Below are 15,484 nucleotides of genomic sequence, written 5' to 3'. Positions count from 1 at the left end.
GCCTCACGTACAGAGAGGGAACGTTCGTATGCGTGACGCGTACCACGAGGAACTTGACTCGATCGGCGAGGGCCTGGTCGAGATGGCCCGCCTTGTCGGGTCGGCGATCGGGCGCGCCACCACGGCCATGCTCGACGCCGACCTGAAGCTCGCCGAGAGCGTGATCGCCGCCGATCAGAAGGTCGACGATCTGCAGCACGACCTGGAGGCGCGGGCCATCGCGCTGCTCGCCCGGCAGCAGCCGGTGGCGACCGATCTGCGGATCGTCGTCACCTCGCTGCGGATGAGCGCGGACCTGGAGCGCAGCGGCGACCTCGCCCAGCACGTCGCCAAGCTGGCCCGGCTCCGCTTCCCGGACCGGGCCGTCCCCCACGACCTGCACGCGACCATCCTGGAGATGGGCCAGCTCGCGCAGCGCCTCATGGCGAAGGCGGCCGAGGTCATCATCACCAAGGACGTCGACCTGGCGATGCAGCTGGAGCAGGACGACGACGAGATGGACCTGCTGCACCGCACCCTCTTCCAGCACCTCATGGACGAGAAGTGGAAGCACGGCATCGAGACGGCGGTCGACGTGACGCTGCTCGGCCGCTACTACGAGCGGTTCGCGGATCATGCGGTGTCGGTGGCGAAGCGGGTGGTGTACCTGGTGACGGGCGAACACGCGGACGTGCAGTCGGCGTCGTCGGCATCGTCGTCGGTGGTGACGGCGGCGGAGACGGCCTGAGGCCCGCTGATCTCCGGTTGACGGGGCCCCGCAGGCGCGGATGTGCGGGGCCCCTCGGTCTTCCGGGCTGTCCGGGTTGTCGGTCAGCCGCAGCAGCCGCCGCACTGGCAGGGGGCGCCCGACTGGCAGCCGCAGCCGCAGCCCGAGCCGCAGCCACAGGCCCCGAGCAGCACCAGCCGGGGTGCGGGGCGGGGGGTTGGGGCGGCGGCGGACGCGTCGGGTGTCCGGTCGGGCCTGGGGGACTCGGCAGCCATGGGCTTCCCTCCTGGATACGGATACGGATACGGGTACGGGTACGGATGCGGTGCTCAACGGGTCTGCTCCCATTGCATGCCCGCGGGGGCGGGCGCATCAACGGCGCATGAGCGCGCGGAAACGCGTTGGCGCCCCGGCCGCACCCGGCTCTACGGTGCGACGATGACTGACGTGATCGTCCTCAACGGCGGCTCGAGCTCCGGCAAGTCCGGCATCGCCCGCTGCCTCCAGTCCGTACTCCCGGGCGCATGGCTGACGCTGGGCACGGACACGCTGATCGAGGCGATGCCGGCGTCGGGAGCGGGGATCGACTTCAGCCCCGACGGCTCGGTGACGGTGGGCCCGGCCTTCCGTGAGCTGGAACGGGCGTGGATCGCGGGGGTGGCGGCGATGGCGCGGGCCGGGGCGAAGATCGTGGTCGACGAAATCTTCTTGGGCGGCGCGGAATCCCAGTCCCGCTGGCGAGAAGCCCTCCGCACCCTGGACGTGCTCTGGGTCGGGGTCCATTGCGACGCGGAAGCGGCAACGGCCCGCGAACTGGCCCGGGGCAACCGCATCACAGGAATGGCGGCGCAGCAGGCGGAGCTGGTGCACAAGGGGGTCACGTACGACGTGGTGGTGGACACGACCCGCGCGGAGGCGCTGGACTGCGCCCGAGAGATCGCGAAAAACGTCACCTGAGAGGCGGGACGTTCAGCTCCCGCGCGACCGACCGTCCCACACCCAGGACACCACCTGCTTGTCGCTTACGCCTCGAAGTCGTACTCGAGGATGTAGGAGGCGGCGTCCGCCGTCATTTCGTTGATCTCGACGGGGCGGCCCTCGGCCGTATAAGCGGTGCGGCAGATGAGGAAAACCGGGGTCCCTGTGGACATGCCCAGCTCCGCCGCCTCGTCCTTCGAGGGCATCCGTGAACGGATCTCCTCACGGAAGTGCACCGGCTCGTAACCGAGTTCGGCGAGCCTGGCGTACGTTCCGCCCGGCCCGGTGTCCGGTCGGGTGATCGCGGTGCCGGCCACCAGGGACGAGGGGAGATAGCTCGTCGCGAGCAGGACGGGCTTGCCATCCAGCACGAAGCGCCGGCGCCTGACACACACGGTGTCCTGCGGGGCCAGGTCGAGAACCGCTCCAACGCCTTCGGGTGCCACCTCGTCCGACACCGAGACCTGGTCGACCACCAGATCGCGGTCCTCGACATCTGTCGACCAGATGGAACGACCGTTGCCCCACTGCTGCTGTGCGAGACGCTGGATGCCGCGTCGCCGCAACGGCCGGTACTCCCGTACGAACACACCGGCACCCTTACGGGCTTCGGCCACACCTTCGTCCCGCAGGACGCCCAGGGCCTGACGCGCTGTCATGCGGGCCACGCCGTACGTGGCCATGAGGTCGTTCTCCCCGGGGAGCCGATCACCGGGACCGTACTCGCCCGCCTGGATCGCCTCACGCAGAGCGTCCGCGATCCGCTGGTACTTGGGCCGACGGTCGTTGTCGGTGTTGGCCATCCCGCGGGCCTCCTCTCATCTCTAGACACCTTAGGCCACAGGTTGACGGCTCACTTGCCGGAAGTTCATCGCCCCCTACGAGCTCGGTCGCCGGGTCGACGATTGCGTTCTCCTCATCTCTGAACTGGTGACCAACGCGATCGTCCACGGAAAGTCGGACGAGCCCGGAGTCGTCCGAGTGCAGTGGTTCCGCGAAGGAACCTCCCTACGCGTCGAGGTCCACAACCCTGGATCCCCGGCGAACGTGCGCCTCGGATGCCCCGACGCCGACGACCCGCACGGGCGCGGCCTACTCCTGGTCGACGCCATCGCCGACTCGTGGCACTACGGAGCCAGCCGTTTCGGCGGGACGGTGGTCTCCTTCGAGATGGCCGACGCCTGGCTGCTGTGAGCGCAGCCTGATCACGCGTACGACGACCCGGGAATTGCCACTGCATCGGAGCCGGCCCAGTGCAGGCATCCCTACGGGCAGTCAGCGTCAGACTGGTCCGGGCCATATCGGAGAGGCGGACCGATGGCAAAGCCTAGAGGGATGCAGCCGCGTGGCCATCACGGACGCTGGGTTGCACGATCAGGAAGTCAGAGGCGGTGGGCTCGCGGTCCAGGAAACGGCCCTGCGGCAGCTCGGCGGCCTAGGAGCTGACGGGCAACTCCCGTGCTCGCTGCCGAGCTTGTGCCCGTAGCTCCTTCAAACGACTGTGAAACGCGTTGTGGCGATTCTGGTCGAGGTTCAGCGGAACGTCGAGTTGGTAGATGAGCTGTGACTCCAGGTCCCATGGCTCGCCTTGCTCGATCCAGCACACAAGCGCGTTGTCCGCCATCCACTGGCTCAGGGTGGCTTCGCCGGCCTTGCCGAAGGTCATACGCTTGCCGCTGCCTACGCGGCGCAGTTCAAGTCCGAGCAGACACCCGAGGGTCAGCCGAAGCGTTGAGCCGGCCGCGTTGCCCCGGTAGTGGTAGCGCACCCGCTTGCGCAGGTCCTGCGTGCTGGTCCGGTTCGCCATGTACCGCGGCGCTATCCCCACGTAGAGCAGCCGCCCGGCTTCCAGCTCCGGATGGGGCGACTGCTCGAAGTGCCATCCGTAGACCCCAGGCGCCGCGGGGACAGGACTCGGCCGCGTCAGCACCTCCCGCGCGGACCACAGCCGATCGGGACGGACGAGGGCAGTCTTCTCCACGGAGCCTCCCGACGCCGAGCCAGGGCTGACTGTCGCAGATTACTGAGAGGCACTCACAGCGACGCGGGCCAGTCTGCGCACCGACATGACGGGCCTCAGCACCCGGAGGGCTGAGGGTCCAGAGTGGTCCCAGGCCGTGAAGATGCCCCTGAGCTGCGCCGTCTGCGCAGCTCAGGGGCATGATCAGAAAAGCTACTTCTTCTTGCCCTGGGTCTTGTCGGGGATCTTGGCAGCCTGCGTTTCTGCAGATCCGGGGCCCGAACACTGACACCTGACTGGTCATCACCTGTCGTTGTCGGCCGGCCTTGAGCGGCTTCGGACGGCCCAGAGACGGCCCAGCCACAGCCTTGTCTTCGACGGCTGATGAGGTCCCGCAGCATCTCAAGCCAGCTCATCAAGAGCCACCGCAGTCGCCACCACAAACCACGTCGCTGTCTCTGGGGCTGCGGACTGACTGTCACACGTGAAGACCGGCGCGGAGGATGGACACTGGGGCTCGGACTTCGGCGACCACCACCATGCAAATGGCAATAGCCACTCCGCCCCGCTGGGTTACCGCACATTCGCCCTTGCCGTGTCACGCCCCCACAACGCCTCATGAGTGGAGTCTGGCAGGGCTCACGTAACTAAGGGCGTCAACCGGGACAACCGCGCCTCGCGGCTGCAGGTCCGGTCTATAAGACATCAGCTTGGGAAGCTGAGGTGACCTGGGGTTTGCTGGGTGGCCGGCCTGCGGTGGAAGGTGTCGACGCATGGTGAACGGGCCGGTTGATTTCCCGGTGGCCCCCGTGGTTCCCCGCCGGATCTGGCACGCGTCTGGCACGACCTTTTCGTCCCGACCTCTCGGCAGTGAGGTCATTGCGGTCCAGCGAGCTGGTCAGCCAGCCGCGGAGGGCTCTCGGCGGCCAGTTGTGGTCACGCTGACGCCTCTTGCCGGTAGGAGTCGGCGGCAGCCTGCGGTACTCGCTCGGGTGCATTCCGGGACCGAACAGCTTCCTCGGCCTGGCCTCATCGCCGCCGCGTAACCAGAGCGACGAGGGTGCTTGCGATGGTGACCACGAACGTGACGCCAGCAGTGGCGACGGTTAGAGGTACAGCAACGGACGGATGCGTGAGAGTCACGTACACAAGTCCACCGCCGACGACAAGGAGGAGCGGGACGAAGGTCAGGGCCAACAGAGGCAGTACGGCAGCTGGGATGTCCGTGGACGGCGGTCGCTGACAGTCCTGGTGGGTGTGCGGCTGAGACATGCACGTCCTTCGCATCGGGTGTGAACAGACGGGAGAGAGAGCACCCCAGTCCCTTAGAACGTGATCAACCGAACCAACTACCTCTCTACATGACCGTGTTCGGGTGATCGCGGCGCTGACAACAATGGCGCGACGGGATTGATCAGGACCAGTCGTCCGTGAGGTTCGCCGGACGGCTCCGGACGGCGGACCTATACGGCACGATGACTCAGGAACATCCGGGAGAGAGGAGTAGCGCGGCCATGGGGAGGGGAGCTCGTCGACAGTGGCGACCACCGCAGGGCACCAAGGAAGAGAACGAGCTCGCCCGTTTGCTCCGCCGGTGGCTGGATGACCGAGACGTGACGGTCAGCAAGGTGATCAGCCGCTTCACAGCAGAGCATTTCTCTGGCGAATCACCGCCTGGGCGTACTGCGACCTATATGAGGCTCGCTGGAGTGGGCATTACCTGGGAATTTGTCGAAGCTGTCGCTGACGTGATCACGCCGAGTGCAGCAGAACACCAGAAACTGCTCGCGGCAGCACGACCTCTGTGGGAGCGGGTCCTTGCGAACGCCGAACGAGAGGAAGCTAATTCGACCACGGACATCGTCGCCACTATGCGCGAGATGCTCGATCTTTCCCATGAGCTCCGAGAAATGCATCGTCGCCTGGCAGACCTGCGGGCAGAGGATCAGAATCTGTCCTGGGCGTTAGTCATGACCTGCCAACAGATGCGTACCCGCATCTCTGCACTGCGTGCGAAGCGAGGACAGGCAACGTTTGGCGAATCGCTGTCACGGCCGCATCCTTCGGCACCACAGGAGCCGACGTGTGCGGAAGCTGATGAACAAACAGCACACCTGCTCGAAGAGTGGGCTCGTCGGATTGCGCGCTTCGCCCAGGTCCTCGTCCGCCAGGAAGAGATAGGGGCGGCGCCAGCCGGAGACACTGGAGTGAGTCTCTCCGAGGCAATAGAGACGACCCTGCGGGAACTTGACCAAGACGTTGCCCAGATCACCCGTGAACTAGGCGGCTCTGCTTCGATTCCGGCCAGCTTCAACAAAGAGCTTATTGAACCTGACCCCCATTACACGGGGGGTGGCTTCTTGCGGGCGGTGTGCATAGATACAGAGCGCCTTACGCCTGAGCGCTTCCTTCCGGAAGGCATGACTGATGCTGTCATGGAGCCGGGAAGTGATCGTGTGCTGACTGTACCGATGATCGGACTTCTACGTCAGGGCATCACCATCGCCCCGGGAATCACCGTGCTGGCAGGTCCCAATGGCGTGGGAAAGAGCGTGGTCCTTGAGGCGCTCTCGCACGCTTTACCGGGGGAAAGAGCAGGTAGAGCCTTCGGCTACCGCCCGCTAAGTCGACGGCTGGCTGCCGCCTTGGAGATCACTTTTCATCATCGTCCGCGGCCCCAGGATGTGTGGTACGCCTCCTACTTGAGTCTCCGAGAAAGGCGCGACCCGCATCTTAGCGCGTGGGAATCTTTCCGTATTGCGTTGGCGGAGATGAGCCCCAAACCAGGGGTGCTTTACCTGCTGGATGAACCGGAAGCCGGGCTCGACCGGTCAATCACCGAAGAACTTGTCTCCTGGATGAATGGTCGTGTCGAAGACGGGTGTCAGTTCATCATCGCGACGCACAGTATGACGCTGGCCTCGCTGGAGCATGTGCAGGTCATCATGCCGGGCCGCTGAGCGCGGACCGCAAAGTCTGTCGCATCGCTGTCCGGCGGACGCGATGAGCCGTCTCGCCTGTGACTGGGACCTTGAGCCGGCTGCCAACCTTCCAGCCGAAGGGGAGCACGTAGGTCGGCTGTGTGAGTATCTGAATGGGTTGTCTAGGCCGACCGCCTGATTGGCTTGCGCTTCACCAATTGACCTGCACAGCAAAGACGCTGAATAGTCGCGCACTCAAGCCAGCGTCAGTGGCAACCGTCAGCGACTTCAGAAAAGATTCAACTTCCTTCAGGTTTCGTACACTGAGCAGCCTCTTGGGGCCGTCAACGGTGAGCCATGACACCGTAGATGGCAGCGGAAATCCGTGCGCGAAAGAATGGCGAACTAGCAAGACATCGTTCAGAAAATTCTTCGCCGAGATGGAGTTAGTTCCGCGGCGCGCGGTGGACCAAGAGGGGATTGGATCGAATCCGGTGTATTTTACGAGGTGATTGCGGCAATTATCCCAATTGGGTGTGTTGAATTTTTTGTTGGCGTTGACTGCACAATCGCGAAGAAGGGTTCGAAATTCCGAGAATGCGGGATCTAGAGGCCGGGCGGCTCGGTCGATGAACTCCAATGCAATTGACTCGATGTACGCCTCCCAGGCGGCAACACATGCAGCGAGATGTGAGTGGTAATGAACTTGCCGCACGTCATCTGACAGCCTCTTTCCTCGGCGCTGTTGACAGCAGGATTTGCGTAGAAGGACGGCGCGATCGATCGCTCTCCTGAAGTTGGTTTGCGCCAGAGAGGGCATCAGAGGCGCTCCACAAATTCAGAGAGCGCCTTCTTGTACCGCTTCAAAGGGTCAAGGTTGATCTGAATCCTCTCGCCGTTCACGACATGAGGGCCAGCCTTCAGCGAGTGTACGGGTGTGCCTGTTACTGCCGAAACAATGCATGCGCTGTGGTAGTCCGGAACCTCTACAAAGCTATCTCCGGGAGATTTCGTGGATACGAAGTACGAGCGGTGCTTTTTGTAGATTCCGTTCAGGGTCGATTCAATTGCGTTCCTAACCGCCTGGAATGCTTTGCTGGCCGTTTGGCCATACGTAGTGACTCGGTTACTTACGAAAGTGTGGAGCTTGGGGGTGGTCACCCCCTCAGAAATAGCTCGCTGAGAGAAGTTAATCCTCGCGTACTGAGCAATATCTTCACCGATGCTTGCGCCATAGAGCAGCGCCATAACATTCTCGATTGCGCGGCGAGAACTGTCATCCGCAGTAAATGGCACCACCAGGTAATCTGCGGCCACAAGTGCCTGCTGTGTGAAAACCGCGAAACTCGGGTTGCAGTCGATAAAGATCACCGTATCGCGATCGCCACTCCTCGCGGAGAGGGCCTCGCAGAGGTCTCGCACCCACTCAATTACCTGACGCCAAGCATTGAATGGGATTGTTAGCTGGGATGTCTGTCGAATTGCTTCGCTCAAGAGTTCCAGGAGGCTGTCTCCGCACGAAAGGTACAGATTTTCTGGAATCTTGGAGTTGTACTTCTTCGGCTGTACGACGAAGGGCTCGATATCGTCGATCATCTGGAAGGGTGAATTGAGGCGGGCCTCAAGGTACCCTGCGATCGTGGCCCTAGGTGTTTTTGCGGTGATCTTGCGAATTGGCGGCGAAGTCGGCTGATACCCTCCCAGTAGGGTTTCGCTCACGTTAGCTTGCGGGCACAGATCGATCACGTATACGTCGGATTCGGGAAAAGTCTCCGCGTACTGGCAAGCAGCGACGAAGCACAGGAAGCTTTTCCCTACCCCACCCTTGTTGTTCCACAGTGCGTACGCCTTCACGTTCTGCCTTTCACTGGAGTACCTCCCCATGTCCCGGAGGGCTTACAACATATCTCCTTTTGAGTCCGCGGTACGAGCCTTGTGCAACAGAGACCGATCAGTGACGATGCAGGGCGGCGGAGCGGCTTTGGGGTGGCGCTGCTTTGGCGCGAGTGATCATGGCCCCGTAAGCTTTCGGCGCGTCGGGCAGTCTGTGGACCTGCCCGGTAAAGCACGACGTTGGGGCCATGATCTGCGAGGCTCGCGCCAAAGTGGCTCCGTAAAGCCGTGGAGCCGACCGCCCCAGCCACGACGTACCCCTACAGCCCGACGCCGCCGCCCGTCCACACGCACGCGCCCAGCGACTTGGCTCCCGCCCGGCGACCGGTGCCGCAGATCTCCGTCAGTACCGGCGCGGTCGTGACCGTCCTCGTCGGCGGTGTCGTGCTGACCGCGCTCCTGGCCGCCGTCGCCGTCTCGGCCATCTCCGTGGCCGTCGCCGCCGTGGTCCTGCGCTCGATGCTCCGCGACCAGCGGCACCGCTGATCCACCCGGGCTCAAGCCCGTACGCAGACCCCCGGGGCGGCCTCGATACCGCCAAGCATCCACCGCCCCGGGAGCCCTGTCCCTCCTGACCGAAGCCAGAAGGAGAACCCATCATTACCCGCGCCACCCCGCCCCCGCTGCCCGAACTGGGTCAACTGGCCGCCTCCGGCACCATGCCCGCGCTCCTGCGCCAGCTCTCCGGCCTCGGCGGCTGCACGCACCCCATCCGCCTCGACGGCCGCCGCACCGAGCACGCCGTCGACACCCGTACCGGCGAGATCGGCAACGTCCTCCACCGCCTCGACTCCACCGACCTCCCCGCCGGTCACCTCCTGGTCCGCTGCAACAACCGCCGCACGACCCGCTGCCCGGCCTGCGCCGAGGTCTACCGCCGCGACACCTTTCACCTGATCATCTCCGGCCTGCGCGGCGGCAAGGGCGTCCCCGAACGCGTCGCCACCCACCCCCGCGTCTTCGCCACCTTCACCGCCCCCGGCTTCGGCCCGGTCCACAACCGCCCCACCGGTCCGGCCCGAACGGTCCGCCCCTGCCGGTGCGGCGTCCTCCACGACCAGGACGACCCCGCCCTCGGCACACCCCTCGACCCCGACACCTACGACTACGAAGCCGCCGTCCTCTGGAACGCACACGCGGGCCTGCTCTGGCGCCGCTTCTCCATCTACCTCCGCCGCGAGGTCGCCAAGCGCGCGACTACGCCCGCGTCTCCTTCGCCAAGGTCGCCGAGTACCAGAATCGCGGCGCGGTCCACTTCCACGCCGTCATCCGTATCGACGGCCCGGACGGCGGCGACACCCCACCGCCCGCCTGGGCGAGCGCCGAGCTGCTGACCGATGCGATCCGCGCCGCCGCGACCGCTGCCCGCGTGGACGGACCGGTCATCGACGACCGCACGCACGCCTTCGCCTTCGGCCGCCAACTCGACGTCCGCACCATCCGCTCCGCCGACTTCGACCCCGGCCAAGAACTCACCGAACGGGCCGTCGCGGCGTACATCGCCAAGTACGCCACCAAGGGGGCCGAAACCGCGACAGGCGCCCTCGACCGCCCGCTCAAGTTCCTCGCCGAACTCGCCCAACTCGACATCAACGACCACGCCCGCCGCATGGTCCGCACCGCATGGACTCTCGGTGCACGAAAGGAACTCGAAGACCTCCGGCTCCGCGCCTGGGCCCACATGCTCGGCTTCTGCGGCCACTTCTCCACCAAGAGCCGCCGCTACTCCGTCACCCTCGGCGCCCTCCGCAACTCCCGAGCCGAATGGCGCCGCGCTCAAACCACAACAGCGAGCAACGGCCCCGCCACCTACGAAAATCCGTATGCCCCGGGCACGACCCTCGTCCTCGCTCACTGGGTCTACGCCGGAACTGGCCTCACCGACACCGAAACCTGGCTCGCCGAAACCCTCGAACCCGCCCCAGGAACAGAAGGAGAGCCCACCCATGGCTAGCCGGCACCTCGCCGTCACCGACGTGGCTGCCGAGTCGCGGACCCTGCCATCGCGGTTCCTGACTCCTGATGACCTGGTGGCGATGTTCGACCTGCCCAGCGTCGAGACGGTCTATCAGTGGCGTCGCAAGCGCACGGGCCCGCGAGGCTTCCGGGTCGGCCGGCATCTCCGTTACGACCCCGTGGACGTCCGGGCCTGGGTCGAGTCCCTGCGCGAAGGGGCCGCCGCCTGATGGCCGGGCACATCCAAGACCGCTGGTACAGAGCCGAGACCGGCCCGGATGGGAAGTCGCGCAAGGTCAAACCCGACCGGTACGGGACAGGGCAGCGTTACCGCGCTCGTTACGTCGGCCCGGACGGTACCGAGAAGTCCAAGAGCTTCCCCGACCGGCAAAAGCGCCTGGCGGAACAGTGGTTGGCCCACATCGAGGCTGACATGGCGCGCGGGCAGTACATCGACCCTCGTGCTGCCCGGATCACGTTCCAGCAGTACGCCGAGCGCTGGGTGGCCACACAGGGGGCCGACCCGAACACCCAAGCCTCGATGGTGTCACAGCTACGGCTGCACGCCTTCCCGTACCTGGGTACGCGTCCGCTCGGATCCTTCCAGCCTGCGCACGTCCGCGACTGGGTGCGGCAACTCCAGGAGAACGGCGTCAGGGGGTCGTATGCCCGGACGATCTACTCCAACGTTCGGGCCGCGCTGAGCGCTGCGGTGGACGACGGGCATCTTCCCCGGAACCCGTGCGCTGCCCGCTCTGTCCGGCCGCCGACCGTCGACACGAAGCGTGTGATCCCGTGGACGCCGGAACGGGTCTTCGCTGTCCGGGCCGCCATGCCTGATCGGTTCCAAGCGATGGTGGACCTGGGCGCCGGTTGTGGGCTCCGACAGGGGGAGATCCTCGGCGTTGCTGTCGACGCGGTCGACTTCGAGACGGACGCACTCCACGTCGTCCAGCAACTCAAACTGAGCCGCAGCAAGGCCGTGTTCGCCCGCCCAAGGGCGGCAAGCTCCGGGACGTGCCGCTGCCCGGTCCGGTCGCTGACGCGCTCTGCGCTCACATGAAGCGGTTCCCGCCGGTCGAGATCACCTTGCCGTGGAAGGTCGCGGATGGTCCGCCAGTGACCAAGCGGCTGATCTTTACTGGGCCTCGGGGCGGTCACGTCTGGCGTACGTCGCTGAACGAGGAGGCGTGGAAACGGGCGCTGGCCAGCGCCGGGGTGATCCCGGTTCCGGAGCACGGACAGCCGTACGCCGAGTCTCGCGAGAACGGCATGCATGCGCTCCGGCACTTCTACGCCTCGGTGCTCCTTGACGCGGGCGAGAACATCGAGGCTCTCGCCGAGTACCTGGGCCACTCGGACCCGGGGCTGACGCTCCGGGTGTACGCGCACCTGATGCCGTCCAGCCAGGCGCGCACACGTAAGGCCATCGCCGCGACCTACCAGGAATTTTACGAAGATTGAGCATCACGCGAAGATCCACTGCTCTTTCTTCTGGGGCGGCTTCGTTCCATCCAAGGATGGAACGAAGTCGCCCTACTCGCGACTCTCACTAGCTTTCTTTCTTGCTAGCAAGAAAGCTCCCTTGCTAGGGAGGTATTTCGCACCATCCTGGAGTGGCACACAGATCCGCGAGGCGCTGACCTGTCCTTTTCTGTAGACAAAACGTCTACAGAAAAGGGACGGAGGAACGATTCTGCGGGGTGGTGAGAGCTTTTGCAGGCGTAAGGGTAAAAGTGCAACCGCACCTCGCACCCCAATTCACCTGCTCGTTTGATTGACCCACGACCGCTATGAGAAAGTCTCGATGGCATGCGAATGCCGCCCGTGGTGGGGCGGCATTCGGCTCCTTTGCCGTGTCCAGAATCCCTCGCTAGGAAACCGAACCCAGTTGGAGACTCAATGGTCCCACGCACAGGCGTCACGGTCGACATCGGCCTGCGCGACCTGCCTATGGCGCTCATCGGCTCGGCCGGCGGCGCACTCGCCCGCTGGGCCGAAGCTCCCGTCGAGATCACCGTGCCCGTCGTCCTGCTGATCGTCCTCGACATCCGCTTCCACCGCTGGCACCGTCGCACCTGACGGCCCAGCCACGGCCCCAGCACAGCAAGAAGCCCCCTGCCAGCGGAGAAACCGCAGGCAGGGGGCTTACTACGTCGCGCTTACTTCCTCTTGCCCTGGTTCTTGACCGCCTCGATCGCCGCCGCTGCCGCGTCCGCGTCCAGGTAGGTGCCGCCCGGGTTCAGGGGCTTGAACTCCGCGTCGAGTTCGTACGTGAGCGGGATGCCCGTCGGGATGTTGAGGCCCGCGATGTCGGTGTCCGAGATGCCGTCCAGGTGCTTGACCAGGGCGCGCAGCGAGTTGCCGTGGGCCGCTACCAGGACCGTGCGGCCCGTCAGGAGGTCGGGGACGATGCCGTCGAACCAGTACGGGAGCATGCGGACGACGACGTCCTTGAGGCACTCCGTGCGGGGGCGCAGCTCAGGGGGGAGCGTCGCGTAGCGCGGGTCGGAGAACTGGGAGTACTCCGCGTCGCGGTCGAGCGGCGGCGGGGGCGTGTCGTAGGAGCGGCGCCAAAGCATGAACTGCTCCTCGCCGAACTCCGCGAGGGTCTGCGCCTTGTCCTTGCCCTGGAGGGCGCCGTAGTGGCGCTCGTTCAGGCGCCACGAACGGTGGACCGGGATCCAGTGGCGGTCGGCGGCCTCGAGGGCCAGCTGCGCGGTGCGGATCGCGCGCTTCTGGAGCGAGGTGTGGACCACGTCGGGGAGCAGGCCGGCGTCCTTGAGCAGCTCACCGCCGCGGACCGCCTCCTTCTCGCCCTTCTCGTTCAGGTTGACGTCCACCCAGCCGGTGAACAGGTTCTTCGCGTTCCATTCGCTCTCGCCGTGGCGGAGGAGGATCAGCTTGTACGGTGCGTCGGCCATGGGGCCAAGACTAATCGGCCGCCCCGGGCCGCGCCGATTGACGGTCCCCGTCAATTGAGTGGCCCGGCGAGACACCCCGGTCGTAAGTTGTGTCGCGCTGCCGCACCGCTTACATCGACGCCATTTCGCCCCGGGGGACGCACCCATGACAGTCGCCGCGCTCAGACGTGCCGCCACGCAATCCGTCGTCGCATCCGTCGTCGCATCCGTCGCCGGGCTCCCCCGCGCCTTCTGGTGGCTGTGGACCAGCACTCTCGTGAACCGGCTCGGCGGGTTCGTTCTTACGTTCCTCGCCCTGTACCTGACCGCGCAGCGCGGGTTCTCCGCCGCTTACGCCGGGCTCGTCGCCTCGCTCATCGGGCTCGGCGGCGTCATCGCCTCGATCCTCGGCGGGGTCCTCGCCGACCGGATCGGGCGGCGGCCCACACTCCTCTGGGCGCAGCTCGCGACCGCCGCGACCGTCGCCGTCCTCGCCTTCGTGCGCGACCCCGTCGCCATCGCCGCCACCGGCTTCGCGCTCGGCCTCGCCTCGAACGCCTCCCGGCCCGCGATCCAGGCCATGATGGCCGACATCGTCCGGCCCGAGGACCGGGTGCGGGCCTTCTCGCTCAACTACTGGGCCATCAACCTCGGGTTCGCCGTCTCGTCCGTGTACGCGGGCTTCCTCGTCGCACAGAGCTACACCCTCGGCTTCCTCGTCGAGGCCGCCATGACGCTCGCCTGCGCCCTCGTCGTCTTCGTCAAGGTGAAGGAGACCCGGCCGGACACCACCATGGACACCACCATGGACACCGTCAGGGGCAGCGCCCGCGCGTCGGCCTCCTCCGCCGTCACCATGGCCACCGTCCTGCGCGACCGGCGCTTCATGCTCATGGTCGGGCTGTCCTTCCTCGTCGCCGTCGTCTTCACGCAGAGCTCGGTCGGGCTGCCGATCGTCATGGGGCAGGAAGGGCTGTCCAGCTCGGACGTCGGGCTCGTCGCCGCGGTCAACGGGGTCATCATCGTCGCGCTGCAGATCCCGCTCACCCGGTTCATCGAACGCCGCGACCCAGGACGGCTGTTGACCGTCTCCTCGCTCCTCATCGGATTCGGTTTCGCCCTCACCGCGTTCGCCGGGTCCCTGTACACGTACGCGCTGACCGTCGCCGTGTGGACCCTCGGGGAGATGGTCAACGCGCCGACCCAGTCCGGGCTCGTCGCCCGGCTCTCCCCCGCCGAGGGGCGCGGGCGGTACCAGGGCGTCTATACGACGTCGTGGTCGGCGGCGGCGCTCGTCGCCCCGCTCGCCGGCGGCTGGGTGCTCGACTCCGCGGGCGCGGGCTGGCTGTGGGCCGGATGCGCGGTGCTCGGGACCGTCACCTCGGTCGGGTACTGGGTGCTGATGCGCGGCCTGGGCGACGGGACCCGGGTCGCGGCCGGGCAGGAAGCCGCCGTCCCCATCCTGGACAGCGCCGCCGTCCCCGCCCCCGACAACGCCGCCGCCACCACCGCCGTCACCAACACCCCCGCTTGACCCGGCCCCCCGACGGGTACGGAACCCCACATGTCCGAAGTCGCCAGAACCGACGGCACCGGAGCAGCCACGGGTACGGGCACCGGCACCGGCACAGACACCGGCAGAACCGATGAACCGCCCCGCACCCTCGTCGCCGGCGTCGAGGTCGACGTGCCCAACAGCATCCCCGCCATCCGCGCCGCGCTCCCCCTGAAGCGCCGTACGGAGTTCGACCGTGCCATCAACGAGGCCGGGGTCGACGAGATCCACGCCGTGATGCGCCACTGGATGCTGGAGGCCGTGCCCGATCCGGAGGCCGACGCGATCCTCGCCCGGCTCGCCCGGGACGAGGCGGAGAGGCGGGGCCCGGCTTGAGCCGTCGTCGCAGGCGCAGCGCCTGCCGCATCGCATACGCACCGCCCGCCGACGACACCCTGGCCAAGATGGCGAACGGGGACGCGTTCCGCGCCGAGATGAGCCGCACGCTCGCGCATGATCCGTACGGGCACGGGTCCAGCTCGGTCGCCGGTGAGCGGGACCGCCGCGAGGCCACGATCGGCGGGGCGATCGTCCTGTACTACGTGTCGGGGACCGTGCTGACCGTCACCGTCGTACGGATGGTCGCCCTCGGCTGACCCCACTGACCCCACG

The 15,484-nt window shown here is 66.2% G+C and carries 15 protein-coding genes and 2 pseudogenes; 12 read left to right on the top strand and 5 right to left on the bottom strand.

The features are described 5' to 3' along the window. Positions 1-28 precede the first annotated feature (28 nt). Together phoU and cpt are read left to right on the top strand one after the other, a co-directional pair. On the top strand, positions 29-727 hold the full coding sequence (gene phoU, locus N5I75_RS18495; RefSeq protein ID WP_476678885.1) for a phosphate signaling complex protein PhoU: 699 nt from the start codon (positions 29-31) through the stop codon (positions 725-727). A gap of 417 nt (positions 728-1,144) precedes the next feature. After that, positions 1,145-1,663, top strand: a complete 519-nt coding sequence (gene cpt, locus N5I75_RS18490) for a chloramphenicol phosphotransferase CPT (protein WP_476678883.1) — start codon at positions 1,145-1,147, stop codon at positions 1,661-1,663. Between the two features lie 65 nt (positions 1,664-1,728). Here the strand turns inward: cpt and N5I75_RS18485 are convergent, their stop codons facing one another. Beyond that, entirely contained in the window at positions 1,729-2,487 is a 759-nt protein-coding gene (locus N5I75_RS18485) for a GntR family transcriptional regulator (RefSeq protein ID WP_476678881.1), read from the bottom strand. A 67-nt stretch (positions 2,488-2,554) separates the two neighbouring features. Here N5I75_RS18485 and N5I75_RS18480 point away from each other — a divergent pair, with 67 nt between their 5' ends. Continuing rightward, on the top strand, positions 2,555-2,878 hold the full coding sequence (locus N5I75_RS18480) for an ATP-binding protein (protein ID WP_476679537.1): 324 nt from the start codon (positions 2,555-2,557) through the stop codon (positions 2,876-2,878). A gap of 241 nt (positions 2,879-3,119) precedes the next feature. Here the strand turns inward: N5I75_RS18480 and N5I75_RS18475 are convergent, their stop codons facing one another. Continuing rightward, complete coding sequence (locus N5I75_RS18475; RefSeq protein ID WP_476678879.1) at positions 3,120-3,665, bottom strand: GIY-YIG nuclease family protein; 546 nt, start codon at positions 3,663-3,665, stop codon at positions 3,120-3,122. Between the two features lie 1,592 nt (positions 3,666-5,257). Here N5I75_RS18475 and N5I75_RS18470 point away from each other — a divergent pair. Beyond that, complete coding sequence (locus N5I75_RS18470) at positions 5,258-6,604, top strand: AAA family ATPase (RefSeq protein ID WP_476678877.1); 1,347 nt, start codon at positions 5,258-5,260, stop codon at positions 6,602-6,604. A 172-nt stretch (positions 6,605-6,776) separates the two neighbouring features. Here N5I75_RS18470 and N5I75_RS18465 read toward each other — a convergent pair whose 3' ends face one another. Both N5I75_RS18465 and N5I75_RS18460 read right to left on the bottom strand, forming a co-directional pair. Continuing rightward, positions 6,777-7,385, bottom strand: coding sequence for a HEPN domain-containing protein (locus N5I75_RS18465; RefSeq protein WP_476678875.1), 609 nt, complete (start codon positions 7,383-7,385; stop codon positions 6,777-6,779). Then, positions 7,385-8,449, bottom strand: a complete 1,065-nt coding sequence (locus N5I75_RS18460) for an AAA family ATPase (protein WP_476678873.1) — start codon at positions 8,447-8,449, stop codon at positions 7,385-7,387. The genes N5I75_RS18465 and N5I75_RS18460 overlap by 1 nt, the downstream gene beginning before the upstream one ends. Positions 8,450-8,686: 237 nt before the next feature. Between N5I75_RS18460 and N5I75_RS18455 the strand changes: the two genes are divergently transcribed. From N5I75_RS18455 to N5I75_RS18435, 5 genes and pseudogenes are all read left to right on the top strand, one after another. Then, on the top strand, positions 8,687-8,944 hold the full coding sequence (locus N5I75_RS18455) for a SpdD protein (RefSeq protein WP_476678871.1): 258 nt from the start codon (positions 8,687-8,689) through the stop codon (positions 8,942-8,944). Positions 8,945-9,117: 173 nt separating this feature from the next. Continuing rightward, a pseudogene (locus N5I75_RS18450) lies at positions 9,118-10,412 on the top strand (replication initiator). Further along, on the top strand, positions 10,405-10,644 hold the full coding sequence (locus N5I75_RS18445) for a helix-turn-helix transcriptional regulator (RefSeq protein ID WP_476678869.1): 240 nt from the start codon (positions 10,405-10,407) through the stop codon (positions 10,642-10,644). The pseudogene N5I75_RS18450 and the gene N5I75_RS18445 overlap by 8 nt, the downstream one beginning before the upstream one ends. Further along, a pseudogene (locus tag N5I75_RS18440) lies at positions 10,644-11,878 on the top strand (tyrosine-type recombinase/integrase). Before N5I75_RS18445 ends, N5I75_RS18440 begins: the two are co-directional and overlap by 1 nt. A 438-nt stretch (positions 11,879-12,316) precedes the next feature. Then, positions 12,317-12,496, top strand: a complete 180-nt coding sequence (locus N5I75_RS18435; RefSeq protein WP_476678868.1) for a hypothetical protein — start codon at positions 12,317-12,319, stop codon at positions 12,494-12,496. 80 nt (positions 12,497-12,576) lie between these two features. Here N5I75_RS18435 and N5I75_RS18430 read toward each other — a convergent pair whose 3' ends face one another. Continuing rightward, positions 12,577-13,338: a phosphoglyceromutase gene (locus tag N5I75_RS18430; RefSeq protein WP_476678866.1), complete on the bottom strand. Its 762-nt coding sequence runs from the start codon at positions 13,336-13,338 to the stop codon at positions 12,577-12,579. 145 nt (positions 13,339-13,483) lie between these two features. Here N5I75_RS18430 and N5I75_RS18425 point away from each other — a divergent pair, with 145 nt between their 5' ends. The 3 genes from N5I75_RS18425 to N5I75_RS18415 all read left to right on the top strand — a co-directional run bounded on the left by N5I75_RS18425 (position 13,484) and on the right by N5I75_RS18415 (position 15,468). Further along, on the top strand, positions 13,484-14,851 hold the full coding sequence (locus tag N5I75_RS18425) for an MDR family MFS transporter (protein ID WP_476678864.1): 1,368 nt from the start codon (positions 13,484-13,486) through the stop codon (positions 14,849-14,851). A 153-nt stretch (positions 14,852-15,004) separates the two neighbouring features. Continuing rightward, entirely contained in the window at positions 15,005-15,208 is a 204-nt protein-coding gene (locus N5I75_RS18420; RefSeq protein WP_394438217.1) for a hypothetical protein, read from the top strand. Positions 15,209-15,276: 68 nt separating this feature from the next. Beyond that, positions 15,277-15,468, top strand: a complete 192-nt coding sequence (locus N5I75_RS18415; RefSeq protein WP_476678862.1) for a hypothetical protein — start codon at positions 15,277-15,279, stop codon at positions 15,466-15,468. Positions 15,469-15,484 lie beyond the last annotated feature (16 nt).

It is taken from the genome of Streptomyces sp. R818, assembly GCF_056172735.1.
The sequence above is the reverse complement of the archived record's forward strand: the minus strand, read 5'-3'. Positions and strand labels throughout refer to the sequence as shown.

Coding starts and splice junctions, on each gene's coding strand:
- N5I75_RS18430 (WP_476678866.1), bottom strand. CDS start 13,338: ATGGCCGACGCACCGTACAAGCTGATCCTCCTCCGCCACGGCGAGAGC.
- N5I75_RS18415 (WP_476678862.1), top strand. CDS start 15,277: ATGGCGAACGGGGACGCGTTCCGCGCCGAGATGAGCCGCACGCTCGCG.
- N5I75_RS18465 (WP_476678875.1), bottom strand. CDS start 7,385: ATGCCCTCTCTGGCGCAAACCAACTTCAGGAGAGCGATCGATCGCGCC.
- cpt (WP_476678883.1), top strand. CDS start 1,145: ATGACTGACGTGATCGTCCTCAACGGCGGCTCGAGCTCCGGCAAGTCC.
- N5I75_RS18435 (WP_476678868.1), top strand. CDS start 12,317: ATGGTCCCACGCACAGGCGTCACGGTCGACATCGGCCTGCGCGACCTG.
- N5I75_RS18460 (WP_476678873.1), bottom strand. CDS start 8,449: ATGGGGAGGTACTCCAGTGAAAGGCAGAACGTGAAGGCGTACGCACTG.
- N5I75_RS18425 (WP_476678864.1), top strand. CDS start 13,484: ATGACAGTCGCCGCGCTCAGACGTGCCGCCACGCAATCCGTCGTCGCA.
- phoU (WP_476678885.1), top strand. CDS start 29: ATGCGTGACGCGTACCACGAGGAACTTGACTCGATCGGCGAGGGCCTG.
- N5I75_RS18445 (WP_476678869.1), top strand. CDS start 10,405: ATGGCTAGCCGGCACCTCGCCGTCACCGACGTGGCTGCCGAGTCGCGG.
- N5I75_RS18485 (WP_476678881.1), bottom strand. CDS start 2,487: ATGGCCAACACCGACAACGACCGTCGGCCCAAGTACCAGCGGATCGCG.